Raw genomic sequence first — 16,523 nt, 5'->3', positions numbered from 1 at the left:
GCGTTTCCCCTCCTATAACAGTTGTTGAATCTTTGTGCTGTCACCCGGGTGATAGCTTCGCAGCTTTTGAATGGCGGAGCTATGAGTTTCCGGGTACACTTCAATTGTTTCTTCTATCTGTTCCGCTTCATCATTCGTTTCGTTTGCCATTTTCATCATCACTAGCTGCTTCAGAGGCCCCCCAAGCAGCAATTCCAATGCCTCCATCGCTTCAGGGGCTTCAATCGAACCAATGCCTGCCTGAGCCATTCTCTTCTGATATTCCGGTGAGGAAACAACACCGACGCTTCCCCAATAACTCCAATTCATCACGGATACTGTACAAGGCCATACTTGAGAAAGCCGCTGTGCAAAAGCATCCTTAAAACTGCAGCCGGCAGCGTAATTGCTTTGTCCGGAAGCTCTCGCAAACGATTGTACGGAAGAGAAAAACAAAACAAAGTCCAGTGGTTCATGCCGGAAAACTTGTGCCATTCGCACACTTACATCAACTTTTGCAGCAAGAACGTTTCTGAAGCAGTCCTCACTCATATTCATCAGGCTTCGGTCTTGCAAGACAATCGCAGAATGTATAATGCCGTTGATTTCTCGATGCGTTTGTTTGATTGTTTCATAAGCATGTTCTAATTCCTCGCGGTTAGCCGCATCAGCTTGAATGTAAAATGGGGCTGACCCTAGACGCGCAAGTCTGTCCAGCTTACTTTGAATCGCTGTATCCATTTTCCTTCTGCCAATCCAAACAATCTGTGCCTGGTACGTTCTGATCATATATTCGCTCCAGGCTTCGCCAATACCGCCTGCGCCGCCTATGACGACATAAACGCCTCCGTGCTTATACTTCGTATGCACTGGTTGATTGTTGTGCACTGGAATCAAACGCAGTTTATGCCAGTGCTGATTTCGATAGGCCCAAGTATTCCCTTCTTGATCAATTGGCAAGGAAACGATCTCAGACACCGGCAAATCCTCATGCTTCCTGACATCGATCAGCTTTGTCTGCCAATTTGGATATTCTTTTGCCATCGAACCGATCAGGCCGTGTACACCGGCGTCGACCGGGTCGACAATATCATACTGATCAACACATTGCGTATCTGCCGTCACGACCGTCCAACTCATCTTCTTTTCTCCATAGCCTAAAGAGAGCATTGCCTTAATGAGCCTGAACATTTGATTCACGCCTTGATCTTGGGCTTCAATCATTTCGTCGCCGAATTCACTTTCTGTCACACGGGAAGGGGACAGCCACACAATATGGTCAAACGATCCGAGTGTTTCAAACTGGCTCCCAATCTCATGAATCGATGCGCTCGGCTCAATATACAGCTCCTCGGCAAACGGGAACTGCCTTTGAACAGCTTTTCTGCTGTTGTGATCCCCTCCGAGGATGACAACACGCTCATCAGCAGGCGGAATGCTGTTCTTCTCCAGTTGTACTTGATCCCATACCGGCGCCATAAGAAGCGCTCCATCAAGAGATGCCTTGATATCTGGTGACTTCGGCTCATCTTGCGGTTGTATTTCTTCCAGTACCCTTGAGGAAATACCCTTGATTCGTACACACACTCGGCCTTGTTCATCACATAGATCCATATCCAGTTTCTGTATTCTGTCCTCATTTGGACGAGATGTGACAGACACCCACATTTTATCTGTACACGGACTGAATATTTCTAGCTCTTGCAGCGCAAAAGGCAGAGAAAGCTGTTCGTCGCCGGAATTCAACTTCAACCCGATTGACGCTTGTAAAGCAGAGTCTGCCATACTTGGATGAAGAACGAATTCGTCCAGCGTGTGAGATATACCAGGAGGCAGGGAAAGCTCTGCCAGGGCTTGATTGCGGCCGATATAAAGCCGATCTATTCCTTGAAAACCAGGTCCGTATTTAATGCCGATCGCCTTAAATAATTCATAACATTGCTCGTGTGAGAGTGTGCTTAGGCAGCATTGATCTTGAAGCTCGCTGATATCCTGAACTGGAATGTCTCCTGCCCCGCTGATTGCAGCACTGCCTTGACAGTGTATTTTCCGCCCATTGTGCGCATCCTCTGTAAAGATGTTAAAAGCAACCTCACCGTCCTGCTGGGGATCCAGACTGATATCGACTTGAACAGGCTGGCCATCCGCCACAATCGGCTGCACCCACACAACATTTTTGATGTGAACAACAGATTGTGTCTCTATGATTCCTCTCACTGATCTCGTAACGGCAGCATGAACCATCTCAAGATATGCCACACCCGGCATGACCGGGCTTCCCTTCACCTTATGATCGGTGAAAAAGAACTCAGCACCTGTAAAGGTCGAGCTGAAACGCTGCTCTGATAGATCGGATGTGTTGGACTGTACTAATGGGTGCAAAGCTGCTATTTCGACACTAGGTGCTGCATGATGTGTGACTGCCTCCTCTTTCATATCCGTTATCCAGTAGCGTTCTTTTGCAAATGGATAGGTTGGGAGACTGATGCGTTTCGGCTGTTTGCCGCCATACAGTTTACTCCAATCTATTTCCATGCCTTTTATCCATAATTCAAGCAGTCTTTCATATATCACGGGCTCCCAGCTGTTATTGAGGATTTTCTGTATTTCATCATCTGATCTCAATGTCTGTACGATCCCTTTGTCTGCTCTGCCTGACATGTACTTCGCACTTGCATGTCCAGTGATAAAGAGGTTCAGTTTTTTCAGCAAGTCCCCTGCCGAGACAGCGATGATCCCTAATCTCTCCTCCATTGCATCACGCCCCACTTGGAGTGTGTAGGCAATATCAGTGAGATCACAAGATGTGATAGATTGACTGCTGATAAAGTCTGCTAATTGACGGGCCTGGTCTTTCAGACGATCTTCATCCTTTGCCGACAAGATAAAGATGCCCGGATGTTGTGCTGTCACAGCTGGCGCTTGTGCAGGATGAGTTGCTTCTTTTGGAATATATTCCTCAATGACCACGTGGGCATTGACGCCGCCTATGCCAAATGAACTGACGCCGGCGCGCCGCGGCAGCTCTCGGCCGGCTTCATCCTGCAGCGCCTGCCACTCTCTGGATTCCTGCACAATATAAAACGGGCTGTCCTCCAGTCTGATATACGGATTTATCGTTTCACTGTACAAACTCTTTACAAGCGTCTTATGTTTCAGCTGCAATAACACTTTAATGACACCCGCCACACCGGCCGCGAGCGATAAGTGACCGATGTTTGTCTTTGCAGATCCAAGTCCGCAATGACTGCTACGAACTGCCGGGTCTCCCGTTTTTTCATAAAGCTCTTTAAATGCCGCTTTTAAGCCGTTGATTTCTACTGGATCACCAAGCTCTGTTCCAGTTCCATGCGCTTCAATATAGGTCACGGTTCTTGGATCAATTCCCGCTTTTTCATATGCTGTTTTCACGACATCCGCCTGAGCCTTCGGATTAGGAGTCGTCAGAGAATTTGCGCGGCCTCCGTGGTTTACCGCACTTCCTTTGATGACACCGTAAATATGATCACCGTCTCGTTCAGCCGCTGTCAGCTTTTTCAGGAAGAGAATGCCGGCACCTTCACTGACTGCGAATCCATCGGCTCTATCAGAAAATGTTTTGCATCTTCCTTCTTTGCTCAGCGCCCCGGCCTTATCATAGGCGATATGGCCTTGCGGTGTTACAACTGTGTTGACACCTCCTGCAATCGCCATTTCACAGTTTCCGTTTTCAATTGCGCAAACCGCATGATGAATGGCGACCAAAGAGCTTGAGCATGCAGTGTCGATCGGTTCGCTCGGTCCATGAATGTTCAGAAAATAACTGACTCTATTCGGTCCTGCAGAAGGACTCATGTTCGCAGCTGCCGAGCCTTCGATGTCTACATTTGACAAAAGCGAACTGTACCCCGTGTTTCCAGTCCCGATATAGATACCCGTTTTGGTTCCTGACAGGCTTCGCGCTGAGTATCCCGCTTCTTCTATCGCCTTCCACGCATAGGTCATTAACAGGCGCTGCTGAGGCTCCATCTGTTCCGCCTCAAGCGGAGATATGCCGAAGAACAATGGATCAAAGTCAGCTACTTCATCTATAAAACCGCCCCATTTGACGTTTGTTTTATTCGCTTCTTTTAGAGGGTCTCCGTAATACTCCTGCCAATCCCAGCGGTCTTTTGGAACCTCTGTAATACAATCTACGCCCGCTTTCAGATTCTTCCAGTATTCCTCGATGTCCTTTGCCTTCGGAAAAACGCCGCTCAGCCCCACAATCGCAATAGGCTCAGGCCCGTGATCAGCTGCCTTTTGCACTGGCGTTACCGAAGGTTTTGCAAAGCGGTTTTCAGCTGAAAATGTCATGTTTTTTTCTACAGGTTGTAAAGGCTGCTCAGCTTTGACAGGCGTTTGAACTGTAAAGGCATTTGGATATTCTTCTGACAGATACGCTGCAAATGCATAAACAGTTGCGTGTTCGAAGAAGATCGTAGGCGTGAGATCCAGCTTGTACTGCTCATTCAGTGTATTTGCAAATTCAGTCAACGTTATCGAATCAAATCCATATTGATTAAATTCCATATCCGGGTCAATCTCTTCAGGTTTGATTTTGAGCAATTGAGAGATTGCTTGCTTTAAAGCTTCTTGAATATGGTCAAACAAACTGTCTTGGTCGATTCTTGCTTCCGATGTCACCGGTACCTGCACTGTTTTCATTGGAACATCATTAGAAGACGGTTTTTGAGTCAACTTTTCCCTCATCATGTCTCTGAACCCTTCCATGACGATGACGTGATCTTTGCCAAATGCCAAACCTTTATACAGCGCCTGAATGCCGGTCTCGGTCCGCATTGGAGTCACACCTGTGTTTTTCAAAGTCATGTTTTCAATTTCTTTATTCGCGCGCATGCCGCCTTCTTTCCAGAGCGGCCAATTGATCGACAACGTTTGCCCGTGCCTGTACATGGCGGTCACAAGCGCATTTCGATAAGCTGCATAGCTGTCCATAAACGCGTTAGCCATCGCATAATCCGCCTGCCCTACGCTGCCGGCAACACTTGATATTGAAGAAAAGAGGATAAAGAAATCTAATGCGAGATGCTCGGTTGCCTCATCCACATTCACAAGTCCTTTTACCTTAGGTGCGAGAACTTGTGTCAGCTCTTCATTGGTTTTGTTCACGAGATAGTTATCTTTAATCAGCCCTGCGCTGTGAATGACGCCATTCAAGTCCCCGTAATCAGATGTGATGCTTGTGATGAGCTCGGAGGCTTCCTCTGCTTGTGTCACATCAATCCGTCTGTATTCTGCGCGAGCCCCTAAGCGCTGAAGTTCGTTTAGCTGTACCTGCTGATCCGGATTCAACGCAGATCTGCCTGTCAGAATGAGCACAGGCTGTTCGGCTTGACGAGCAACCTCTTTTGCAAAAATAAACCCGAGTCCTCCTGCACCGCCGGTGATGAGGTATACGCCCTTATCTCTCCACGGCAGGCTTATGTCCTGATCAGCCATTTGCATTTCACGTAATTCATTGATGTACCGTATGCCATTTTCATATTTGATGTGCTGATCTCCTGCGTGTCTTTTATTCTCTTTCAGTTTTTCTATCACACTTTCAATGTTTTCGTTTGAATCGATCTCAATCGTCTGGCCGATCAATTTTTTGTTCTCCAGGCTGGCGGTTTTATGGAGCGCCGATAGCCCTGAGAATGAGTACTGTTTTCTTTGGGCAGAAGTTAGAAGCTGGATCAGGACATTGCCCTGCGGCTTGCTTTTGAGAAGGCTCTGTACTGTCTCAAGCGCTTGTTCGGCATAATCTTGGAACCTCTCTGCCAGTCCTTCGCGGAAAGACTCCAAAACGATGCATTCCGCTCCTATCATTCTTGATTCAATGCTGTCTTTTGAGAGGCCATCCATGTCACAAAGCATGACAATGTGCCGTTCGTAATGAGGCTCAGGATTTTCTTTTTCACAAGCCTTAGGCACCCATTGTTCTTCAAACATCAGGGTTTCCAGCGTTTGATCAGGTTTTGCCGATCCAGAGCCGCCTTCAGCTGCCCTGAAAGACAATCCTTTCATCCGTACGCAAACATTGCCGTTCTCATCTAACATATCAATATCCCGTTTTTGTACTTTATCAGTTGCCTTGCTGCCTTGACTGTATCTTGCATATACCCACATTTCTGAAGAGCATGCTCCGAAGACTTCAAGCTCTTGGACCGCAAAAGGCAGTGTCAGCTGGTTATCCCCCGCGTCTGTTAAAATGCTCGATGCCTGCAAAGCAGAGTCCATCAACCCCGGGTGCATGTTGTATTGGCTGAGCGTATCTAAAGCAGACGGATGTAATGACAATCTTGCTAAAACAAAATGTTCGGCTGTATAGATTTTTTTCATCCCGCGGTAAGCAGGACCATATTCAAAACCGATCATTTGATAGGTGTCATATACTTCAGTAACGCTGAAATCGCTTTGCTGACACTGCTCCCGCAAGGATTGCAAGTCAACCACCGGCAGGTTTTCAGCAGGACTTATTACAGCACTGCCTTGGCTATAGACGATTGACTGTTCGCCTGCAGCGTCTGGATTACCGTAGATTTCATAAGAGATTTCACCATTTTCTCCCGGTAAAAGCCTGATGTGTACGTGCTGCGGCTGATCCTCTACAACAATAGGCCGCACCCAAACCGCATTCTTTAGCTTCATGGTGCACGGAACACCTTGTACCTCTGCTGCCTGTTCGACAGCCGCCCGCGCCAATTCAAGATGTGCCACACCCGGCAAGATCCGTTGGCCTTTGACAACATGATCGGCAAGGAAAAATTCTTCTCCCGTATAGATGGAGCTAAATCTTTGTTCCGAGAGGTTCGATGTGTTTTGATGCATTAATGGATGGAGCACGGCTCCCCCAAGGCGGGAGGCTGCTTTGTTTGCTTCAGGGCTGCCGCTTTTTTGAATATGATCAGAGATCCAATAACGGTCTTTTGCAAAAGGATATGTCGGCAAGCTGATGCGCTTTGGTAGATTCTCGCCATACAGTTTCGTCCAGTCTACATCAAGCCCCTTTACCCATAACTCAAGCAGTTTTGCGTACTTTCCCCGTTCCATCCATTTTTCAACGGCTTCTTGAATCTCTTCGTCCTCTGTCAGCATTTGCAGCGTGCCTTTATCAATCCTGCCTCTAAATAAATCCTCCACATCGCTTTTGCCTGCTGCAAAGTCTTTTAACTTTTGCTGTAAATCCTCAATGGAACCAGAAATAATCCCGAGACGTTCTTCCATCGCATCCCGTCCGGCTTGCAGTGTATAAGCGATGCGGGTGAGATTTACGTCACTATATGTTTCCTTATCAATCGCATCTGCCAGCTGCTGTGCATATTCTTTTAGCCGCGCTTCGTTTTTAGCCGATAAAACGAAGATACCCGGATGTTCAGGTGTGATGGACGGTATAATCTCATCGGCTGCTTCTGGAATATATTCCTCAATAATCACGTGGGCGTTTACGCCGCCGATCCCAAATGAACTGACACCTGCTCGGCGAGGCAGCTCTTCTCCCCGTTCATTTTTCATCGCTTTCCATTCTTCCGTTTCCCGTACGATATAGAACGGACTGTCTTTCAGCTGAATGTATGGATTCACGGTTTCGCAGTGAAGACTTTTCACTAAGGTTTTGTGCTTAAGCTGCAATAATATTTTAATGATGCCTGCTGCACCGGCTGCCAGCGATAAGTGGCCGATGTTTGTCTTCACAGACCCTAATCCGCAATAAGGATTGGCTGATGGATCTCCTTCATTCACACCCAGTGCTTTAAAAGCTGATTTCAATCCGTTAATTTCAACCGGATCTCCAAGCTCCGTCCCGGTTCCGTGCGCTTCAATGTAGGTTACGGTTTTCGGATCGATTCCCGCTTTTTCATATGCCGACTGAATGACATCCGACTGCGCCTTCGGATTAGGCGTCGTTAAAGATGCTGCACGGCCGCCGTGATTGATTGCGCTGCCTTTTATGACTCCGTAAATGTGGTCTCCCGCTTCTTCAGCCGCTTTTAATTTTTTCAAGAACAGGATGCCGGCCCCTTCTCCATGGGCAAAACCATCGGCTTGATTCGAAAACGTTTTGCATTTTCCTTCTTTACTCAGTGCCCCCGCTTTATCAAAGCTGATATACACCTCAGGAAGGATAATTGTATTCACGCCGCCGGCCAATGCCATGTCACAAGTGCCTTCCTCAATTGAGGAGATGGCGTGATGGATAGCCACCAATGAGCTGGAGCAAGCTGTATCAATCGGTTCGCTCGGCCCATGCAGATTAAGAAAATAACTGACCCGGTTCGGACCGACTGAAGGGCTTGTATTGGCCGCCGCTGAGCCTTCTACTGCCGAGTTGGCTTTTGACAAAAGGGAGCTGTATCCTGTATTTCCCGTTCCGATGAAGACGCCTGTTTTTGTGCCAGACAGACGTTTCGCCGAATATCCTGCATCTTCGATCGCTTTCCAGGCGTAAGTCAACAGTAAGCGCTGCTGAGGTTCCATTTGTTCCGCTTCACGCGGGGAAATGCCGAAGAATAATGGATCAAAATCTGCAATTCCGTCAATAAAACCGCCCCATTTTACGTTCGTTTTATTGACTTCCTTCGCCGGGTCACCTTCATATTCCCGCCAATCCCAGCGGTCTTTCGGAATTTCCGTCATGCAGTCTTTGCCCTCTTTTAAGATCTTCCAGTATGCATCAACATCTTTCGCCATAGGGAAAATCCCGCTAATGCCCACAATGGCAATAGGCTCATGCCCAGCATCACTCTGTGCGGCGTTTGGCAGCGTGACTTGCTGCTTCCGGCGTCTTTTAGCTTTGACATGTAAGGCTTGCTCCTGTTTGGCAGCAGGCTGAACCTGGGCCGATGCTGCGCGCACAGCAAATGTCTTCGCAAACACCGCTTGATATTCTTCTGACAAATGCTTGCCAAACGCATGAATCGTCGGGTGGTCAAAAAAGACGGTTGGCGTCAGCTCTAATTTATAGGCGCGATTGATATGGTTGGTGAATTCCGTCATTGAGATAGAATCAAATCCATACACCGTCATCTCGGCATGATCATCAATCGTTTCAAGCTTAACCTTTAACAGCTTGGCGACCTCCCGCTTTAACATCGCCTTTACTTTATCCAGCAAATTGTCTGTATCAATGTTCTTTGCTTGTTCAGTCATGCTCTCTGTTTCCTTCTTTTCCATAGGTGCCGAGGCGGTTTTTGCCAGCATGTTTTGTTTTATCTTCTGCACATCGCCTTCGATCACCATTACTTGGTTTGCTTCGGAATGAAACGCTTGATATAATGCCTGAATTCCTTTTTCTGCTCTCATAGGAACAATCCCGGCCATTTGCACAAGTCTTTTCTCTGTTTCTTGATCGACCTTCATGCCGCCCTCGCTCCATAACGGCCAGTTTATAGAAAGTGTCTTCCCGTGCCGCTGGCTGAGGTCGGCAAGTCTATTTCGATAGCTTGCATACATATCCATAAATACATTGGCAGCCGCATAGTCAGACTGACCGATGCTTCCTAAACTTCCAGAAAGTGATGAAAAGAGAATAAAGAAGTCCAACGGCAAATCCTTGCTTGCTTCGTCTAGGTAAACAAGTCCTTTTACTTTAGGCGCCAGTACGTCGTGCAGGTCTTCGGCTGATTTATTGACCATGTAGCTGTCTTTGATGATTCCCGCGCTGTGAAGAATGCCGTCCAAACGGCCGTATGTTTTCTGAATTCTGTCAATAAGCTGGTAGACTTCAATCTTATCGGTAACATCTGTTTGCTGATAGGTGACCTCAGCCCCCTTGCCGTGAAGCTCTTTAAGCTTATTGCTTTTACTTTCGCTAAGAGGCGAGCGGCCTGTCAGAATCACTGTCGCATTCTTCGTTTGTTCCGTGATTTCTTTTGCAAAAATAAGGCCTAAGCCTCCGGCACCACCTGTAATGAGATAAACGCCATCATCTTTCCACGGCTTGCTGATGTCTTGGTTTGCCGTTTTGATGTCACGCCAATCAGCAATGTATCGTGTGCCGTTGTGATATTTGATATATGAATCGCTGCTCATTTGATTTTCTATCAGTTTGCCAACAATGCCTTCTCCGCTTTCTTCACTGCTGACTTCAATCATTTGGCCGGTTAGTTTGGCATTTTCCTGCTCGGCCGTTTTCAGCAGTCCAGTCAACCCTGAAAACAATTGCTGTTCTCCTTCGGCAAAGGTTACGATCTGAATGAGAATACCGCCTTTCGGTTTCGTGCGAATGATCTCTTGTACCTTCTTAAACACTTGTTCCGTATAAGAATGGAAACGCCCATCCACTGAAGAAGGCCTTGCTTCCAAGCTATATACATGGACATCCTCGATCGCTGCTTCAATCTGTCTTCTCGCCTCATTGTCATATTCACATAGGAACACGAGATGCTCTGCATATTTATTTGCCGCCGCGCCTTCAGCTGCCTTTTGTTCTTGCCAAACGGGCTGAAGCAATAAAGTTTCAGCGTTTATTTTTGATGGTTCGGTTTGTATATCAGCCTCCATCACTCTCGTCGAAAATCCTTTCATCCGCACGTAAATCGTGCCATGCTCATCGCATAGATCAATATCGACTTTCTGTATCAGATCCCCTGGTTTATTTTTCGCGTTGAATTGAACATAAACCCACATGTCAGTGACACATTGATGAAAGACCTCAAGCTCCTCCAGGGCAAACGGCAGTGCTGCCTTAAAGTCTTTACTGTCTGACAGCTCCGCTCTGACGACGTTTTGCAAATATTCAGCCGCCTGTAACGCCCCGTCCATTACACTTGGATGAAGAATATAATCGGCCAACGTATGCATGACAGATTCTGGCAGTGATAATTTGGCAAGCAGCTGACCCTCGCCTTTATATACGGCCTCTACACTCTTGTAACCGGGACCGTAATCGGCTCCGATCATTCCTTCATAAAACAAGGCAGCGTCCATTCTGCTTTGATCACATCGGGTCTTGATCTCAGAAAGATCCAGCGCTTTTTCTTGCTTTACCTGCATCAATTCCGCTATACCCTGGTTATATACAACTGGTTCTGCATCAACAGATTCCGGCTCACCATACATCCGATAAAGAATGTGTCCGCCGTCTTCATCATAAAGTCCGATGTTTACGTGAACCGGCTCATCTCCTGCTACAACCGGACGAACCCACACGACATTTTTCAGCCTGATTCCAGTTTCATGATCCTCCAATTCGCCAATTCCTTGTTCTATAGCGGCTCTTGCCATTTCAAGCGTGACCGCCGCCGGCAAAATCGCCATGCCTTTAATGATATGCTCGGCAATAAAATACTCTTGTCCTGTGAAGGTGGAGCTGAACCGCTGCTCTGACAGAATCGATGTATTATGGTGCACCAAAGGATGCAAACGCGATGGTTCAATTGTTGTGATAGCGCTGGTGCCGCTTTCAGGCCAGTACCGTTCTTCAGCAAAAGGGTATGTCGGCAAGCTGATGCGGCGCGGCGTCGTATTTTGGTAAAGCCTCCGCCATTCAACGTGAAAGCCTTTTGCCCACATCTCGGCAAGCTTTTTCAATTCTTCTTTTGATATCCGTGATGCAGCCAGTTCTTCCGCTTCAGCGTTTCCAAGCAACTGTTCAGCGGATGTCATTCTCGTTTTTTCTCCTTGAATACAGCCTTCTGCGAGCGGCTTTCCATTCACAAAAGCTTCCAGCTGCTGTTTCCATTCTTCCAGATCGTTCGCTATAAAAACGACCCTGCTGTCCATTGCTTCCCGGCCGACCTGGAAGGTGTATGCAAAATCTCTTAGAGAGATATGCGTTTGCTTGTTTTGACTGATATAGGTCAGCAGCTCCTTTACGTATGCTTGGAGCCGTTCACTATTTTTTGCTGATACAGGAATGATATAGGGCTGATCGCCTTCGTTCCCTGCCCATGCAGAAAGGGTTTCATATTGCTCAAATATAGCATGGGCGTTAGTGCCGCCAAGACCGAATGAACTCAGAGCCGCCCGGTGGACACCTTCACTTTTCTTTAACGGCTCTCGTTCGCGGACAACATAAAAGGGAGAGCTTTCAAAGTTTATATTCGGATTCGGCTCCGTACAGTTGATAGTCGGTGCAAGTTCATTATGGTATAAGCTCATCGCAACTTTAATGCATCCGGCTAACCCAGCAGCCGTATCTAAATGGCCAATATTCGTTTTCACTGAACCAATTCCGCAAAATTGTGTTTTGTCGGTGTATTGCTTGTACACTTTATTTAAAGCAGACAATTCAATAGGATCGCCTAATTTCGTTCCCGTTCCGTGCGCTTCAATATAACTGACCGTTTCGGGATGGATGTTGGTTTGATCCAATACATGCTGTATCACTTCTGTTTGGCCTTTTACACTTGGCGCGTAGAAGCCTGCCTTATCTGCCCCATCATTATTAATGCCTATTCCGCGCATAATGGCATAAATATGGTCTCCGTCTTTTATGGCATCCACAGCTTTTTTCAGCAGGATAACCGCTACGCCTTCACCTCCGGCCATTCCATCCGCTGAAGCATCAAACGCCTTAACATGACCGTCGCTTGAAAAATTCAATCCGTTTTGGTGTACGTAGCCGATCGCTGATTGAGCGTGCAATGTCGCGCCTCCGACAAGCGCATATTGAGATTCGCCTGATGTCAGGCTTTTGTATGCCTGATACAAGCCGACTAGTGATGAAGAACAATTAGAATGAACAAAGTAGCTTGGCCCTTTTAATCCGAGCTTATGTGAGATCATCGTCGGGATGGTTCCGCTTTGGGCTAAAACCCATGAGACATAGCCATCCGGTGATTCATGCCCTTCTGTTGCCTCCTTCGGCAATAACGTTCTGTATGAATTGTTGCTCGCAGACATATATACACTTGTGCCCGGAATCTCCTTTGCCACATATCCTGCATCCTCAATCGCTTTCCAGGAATGCAGCAATAAGAGGCGGAGCTGAGGGTCCATATACTCAGCATCTTTCGGAGAAATTTGAAAGAAACCAGGGTCGAATAAGTCTTTCCCCTCGATCGCAGATTGCACAGGCACATAGTCAGGATGTTGAATCAATTCTTCCGGAACTCCGTTTTCGCGAAGCTCTTCTTCAGAGAAGAACTGAATGCTTTCTTTGCCTTCCTTGATGTGATTCCAAAAATCATGATGATTTTTCGCACCCGGAAATTGGCAGGATATCCCCACAATCGCAACACTATCGTCAAAATAAGGAGGGATCGTCTGCTGCTGGTATTTTCCATCTCTTTTGAGATCATCATCGTCTTCATTTCGAGTTATGGCTTTTTCTGAGTTTTTCATCTCCAAAATGTATTGGCTCACTGCACGGATTGTGGAATATTCAAATAGCTCGGTAACACTAAATTCACAATCCAATTCTTTTTTGATTCGTTCAGCCACAGCTACAGCCAGAAGCGAATCACCGCCCGCATCGAAAAATCCTTCTCCCGGTCCAAATCCGCTGACCTTGAGCGTTTCCTCCCAAATGCGAAGCACCTGATCCTCTATTTCCGTTAACTGCAAGCGATTTGGTTTCTTTTTATTGAAAACGATCTCGCGTTTTTCCAGTTCTTTACGGTTCACTTTCCCGCTGGGCGATAACGGCAGCTCATCTAAGCGGATAAAGTGTGAAGGTATCATATATTCCGGCAGACTGGATTTTAGATGACGGCGCAACTCTTTTGGATCTGCAGAGGAATGGCCGCTTTCCTCTGTATAATAAGCAGCGAGCTGTTGATGGCCTTCCAGCTGCTTCACCACGACCGCCTGATCTAAAATGCCCGGATATTCACTCAGCTTTGTTTCTATTGCGCCCAGTTCGACGCGAAAACCGCGTATTTTGACCTGGCTGTCAATCCGACCTAAATATTCTATGTTGCCGTCAGGAAGCCATCTTGCTGAATCACCTGATTTATAAAGCTTGGTCCCTGGTTCAAATGGATTGTCAATAAATTTTTCAGCCGTGAGGCCAGGCTTATTATAGTAGCCTCTTGCCAAGCCGGCTCCCGCGATGCAAAGCTCACCAGGCTTTCCAATCGACACAGGCATCAAATGCTGGTCCACAATATAAAGTTTCACGTTGGAGACAGGTTTTCCAATCGGCGTATGGTGACTTGCAATATCCCCGTTTCCACATCCGAAATACGCAGCATAAATGGAGGCTTCCGTAGGTCCGTAAATATTTTCAACACGGCAGTTTTTAAGGATTGATACCGCCTTTTTCACTAATTCTTTAGGGAAAGCTTCACCCGCAACCATCATATACTTGAGCGGTCCATCCTCTGTGAACTGCTTGTTGTCTTTCGCCGTTTCTAAAAAAACATGGAGCATAGCCGGTACAAAATTAATATGGCTCACTTTGTATTTTTCAATATAATCCATGCACTGCTGCGGTGATTTCTCTCCATTAGGCGGAAGAATCACAAGGCGGCCGTTTCCGATAAACCATCCAAATAATTCCGAGATCGATACATCGAACACATAGTTCGTCTTCAGTAAATATGCATCCTCAGCAGTCACGGGATAGTGAGATTCAAGAAAATTTAGGGTATTCATAATGCTCCTATGCTCGACCATAACCCCTTTAGGCTGTCCAGTGCTTCCCGATGTGTAAATGATATAAGCGAGATGCTCCGGTTTTACTTCCCGTTTTAAACCGCTGCTTTGCTGATCTGTATAATCATTCCGGCAAGCCAACTCGATATTGATAGCTTTTACATGGCTGCCAATTAATCCGCTGATCGTATGATGAACGTTAGGTTGGGTCAGGACAATGGATGCCTGACTGTCTTTGAGCATGTACTCCAACCGTTCTTGCGGGAAGCTTGGATCTAACGGCACATACGCTCCGCCGGCTTTCAGTATTCCTAAAATCCCGATGATCATATCAAACGAACGCTCTGCACAAATTCCAACAGGGTGTTCAGGTCCAACCCCCTGATGTTGAAGATAGATTGCCAAAGATGTGCTTTTTTCATCTACTTCTTTATATGTAAGAGACCTGTCTTCGAAAATCACAGCAACCGCATCCGGGGTTTGTTTCGCTTTTTCCTCAAACACTTCATGTATACACTTGTCATTTGGCGTGTTTGTGCTTGTCGCATTCCATTGTTCCAGTAAACTGTTTTGTTCTTGATGTAACTGTAAAGAGTAGGTTTCAAGCGGCAAAGACGGATCCTCCATCATGTGTTGCGCGAGCTTCATATAGTTCTCCATCATGCTTTCAATGAAGGACAATTCATATAGATCAGGGTTGTACAAAAGGTGAAGCACTGTTTCATTTTCTTGCTCATATATCTCGAGTGCCAGCTCAAATTCTCCCTCTTGCCGAATATCCTCAATATATTCAATGCCAAGCGTTTGATATGGTTCAAGCGCTTTTTGCAAGCCTGTTGTCTGAAAGAAGTTTTGGTACAGAAAGGCTGTTTGAAAAACCGGCGAATCCGCGGCCGAGCGGTCTACATTCAGCTCTCTTACCAATGCTGGGAACGGATATGCCGCATGGTCCAGACCGTCAGCCATTGTCAGCTGCAGTTCCCGAATAAATGCTGTAAATGGCTGAGATCCGATATTCTTGCTTCGAACAGCCATCATGTTGATAAAGTAACCGATAAGGGTTTCAAAGCTATCTTCATGCCGCCCCATTGTCGGAACGCCGACAATGATATCTTTTTGTTTTGTATAGTGATGCAGCAGGACCTTGTAAATGGAGAGAAACACAACCGATTCATTCACATGATTGGTGCGGGCAAACGATTTGATTTGATTTCTCAGGTGATGAGGGAGCAAGCTTTTATATGCTTGCCCCTTGAATTTTCGTGCTGAAGACCGCGGGCGGTCAGCTTGAAGATCAAGAACTGGCAGATTCCCAGACAACTGTTCTTTCCAGTAAGCGAGATGCTCTTCCCCTTCTCTGCTATTCAGCATCCGGGTTTCCCAATCGACAAAATCGTAATAATCAGCTGTTAGCGGCTGCGGCACGGGCTCAATCCCATTCACTAATTCTTGATACGCCTTAAAAAGTTCCGATATCAATGTCAGCATCGACACACCGTCAAATATGATATGGTGAATCGTTATGAGCACAATGCATTCTTCTTTTGATCGATGAAAAAGATGTGTGCGCAATAACGGACCAGCTTCCAAATGAAAAGGTTCTTTTGCTTTTTCTTTTAGAAAAGGCAATATCTCTGCTGATTTGATCGCTGAAATATCCTCTTCCTCAAAACAAAGAGCTTCTGACGACTGAACCGTTTGAAATGGAATGCCATTCTCCTCTTGAATCACACTGGTTAAAACAGGATATTGTCTCTGCACAAACAGAAGGGCTTTCTTGAACGTCTCTGCATGTATTCGTTTGCTGATGCGAAAGCATAAAGGAATATTATATGCACTCATATCAGGAGACATTTTCTGAAGCATCCACAGTCCTTTTTGTCCTTCTGAAAGCGGGCTTTTCAACTGCCGCTTCTTGCCTTGAAGATGTTCTTCTACCTCAGAAATGGTTAATTCTCCTGATCTGAAGGCATCGAGAATTT

Annotated in this window: 1 protein-coding gene; it reads right to left on the bottom strand. The window is 46.5% G+C overall.

Annotation, left to right across the window (positions count from 1 at the left end; genetic code table 11):
• Positions 1-12: 12 nt before the first annotated feature.
• Complete coding sequence (locus GYO_RS31565; RefSeq protein WP_238528875.1) at positions 13-16,407, bottom strand: non-ribosomal peptide synthetase; 16,395 nt, start codon at positions 16,405-16,407, stop codon at positions 13-15.
• Positions 16,408-16,523: the final 116 nt, after the last annotated feature.

The organism is Bacillus spizizenii TU-B-10 (assembly GCF_000227465.1).
Classification (GTDB): Bacteria; Bacillota; Bacilli; order Bacillales; family Bacillaceae; genus Bacillus; species Bacillus spizizenii.
This window is presented reverse-complemented; position numbering and strand designations above follow the sequence as displayed.

Excerpts from the sequence above, each read along its gene's own strand:
- GYO_RS31565 (WP_238528875.1), bottom strand. The coding sequence starts at position 16,407 with ATGCTTCAGAAAATGTCTCCTGATATGAGTGCATATAATATTCCTTTA.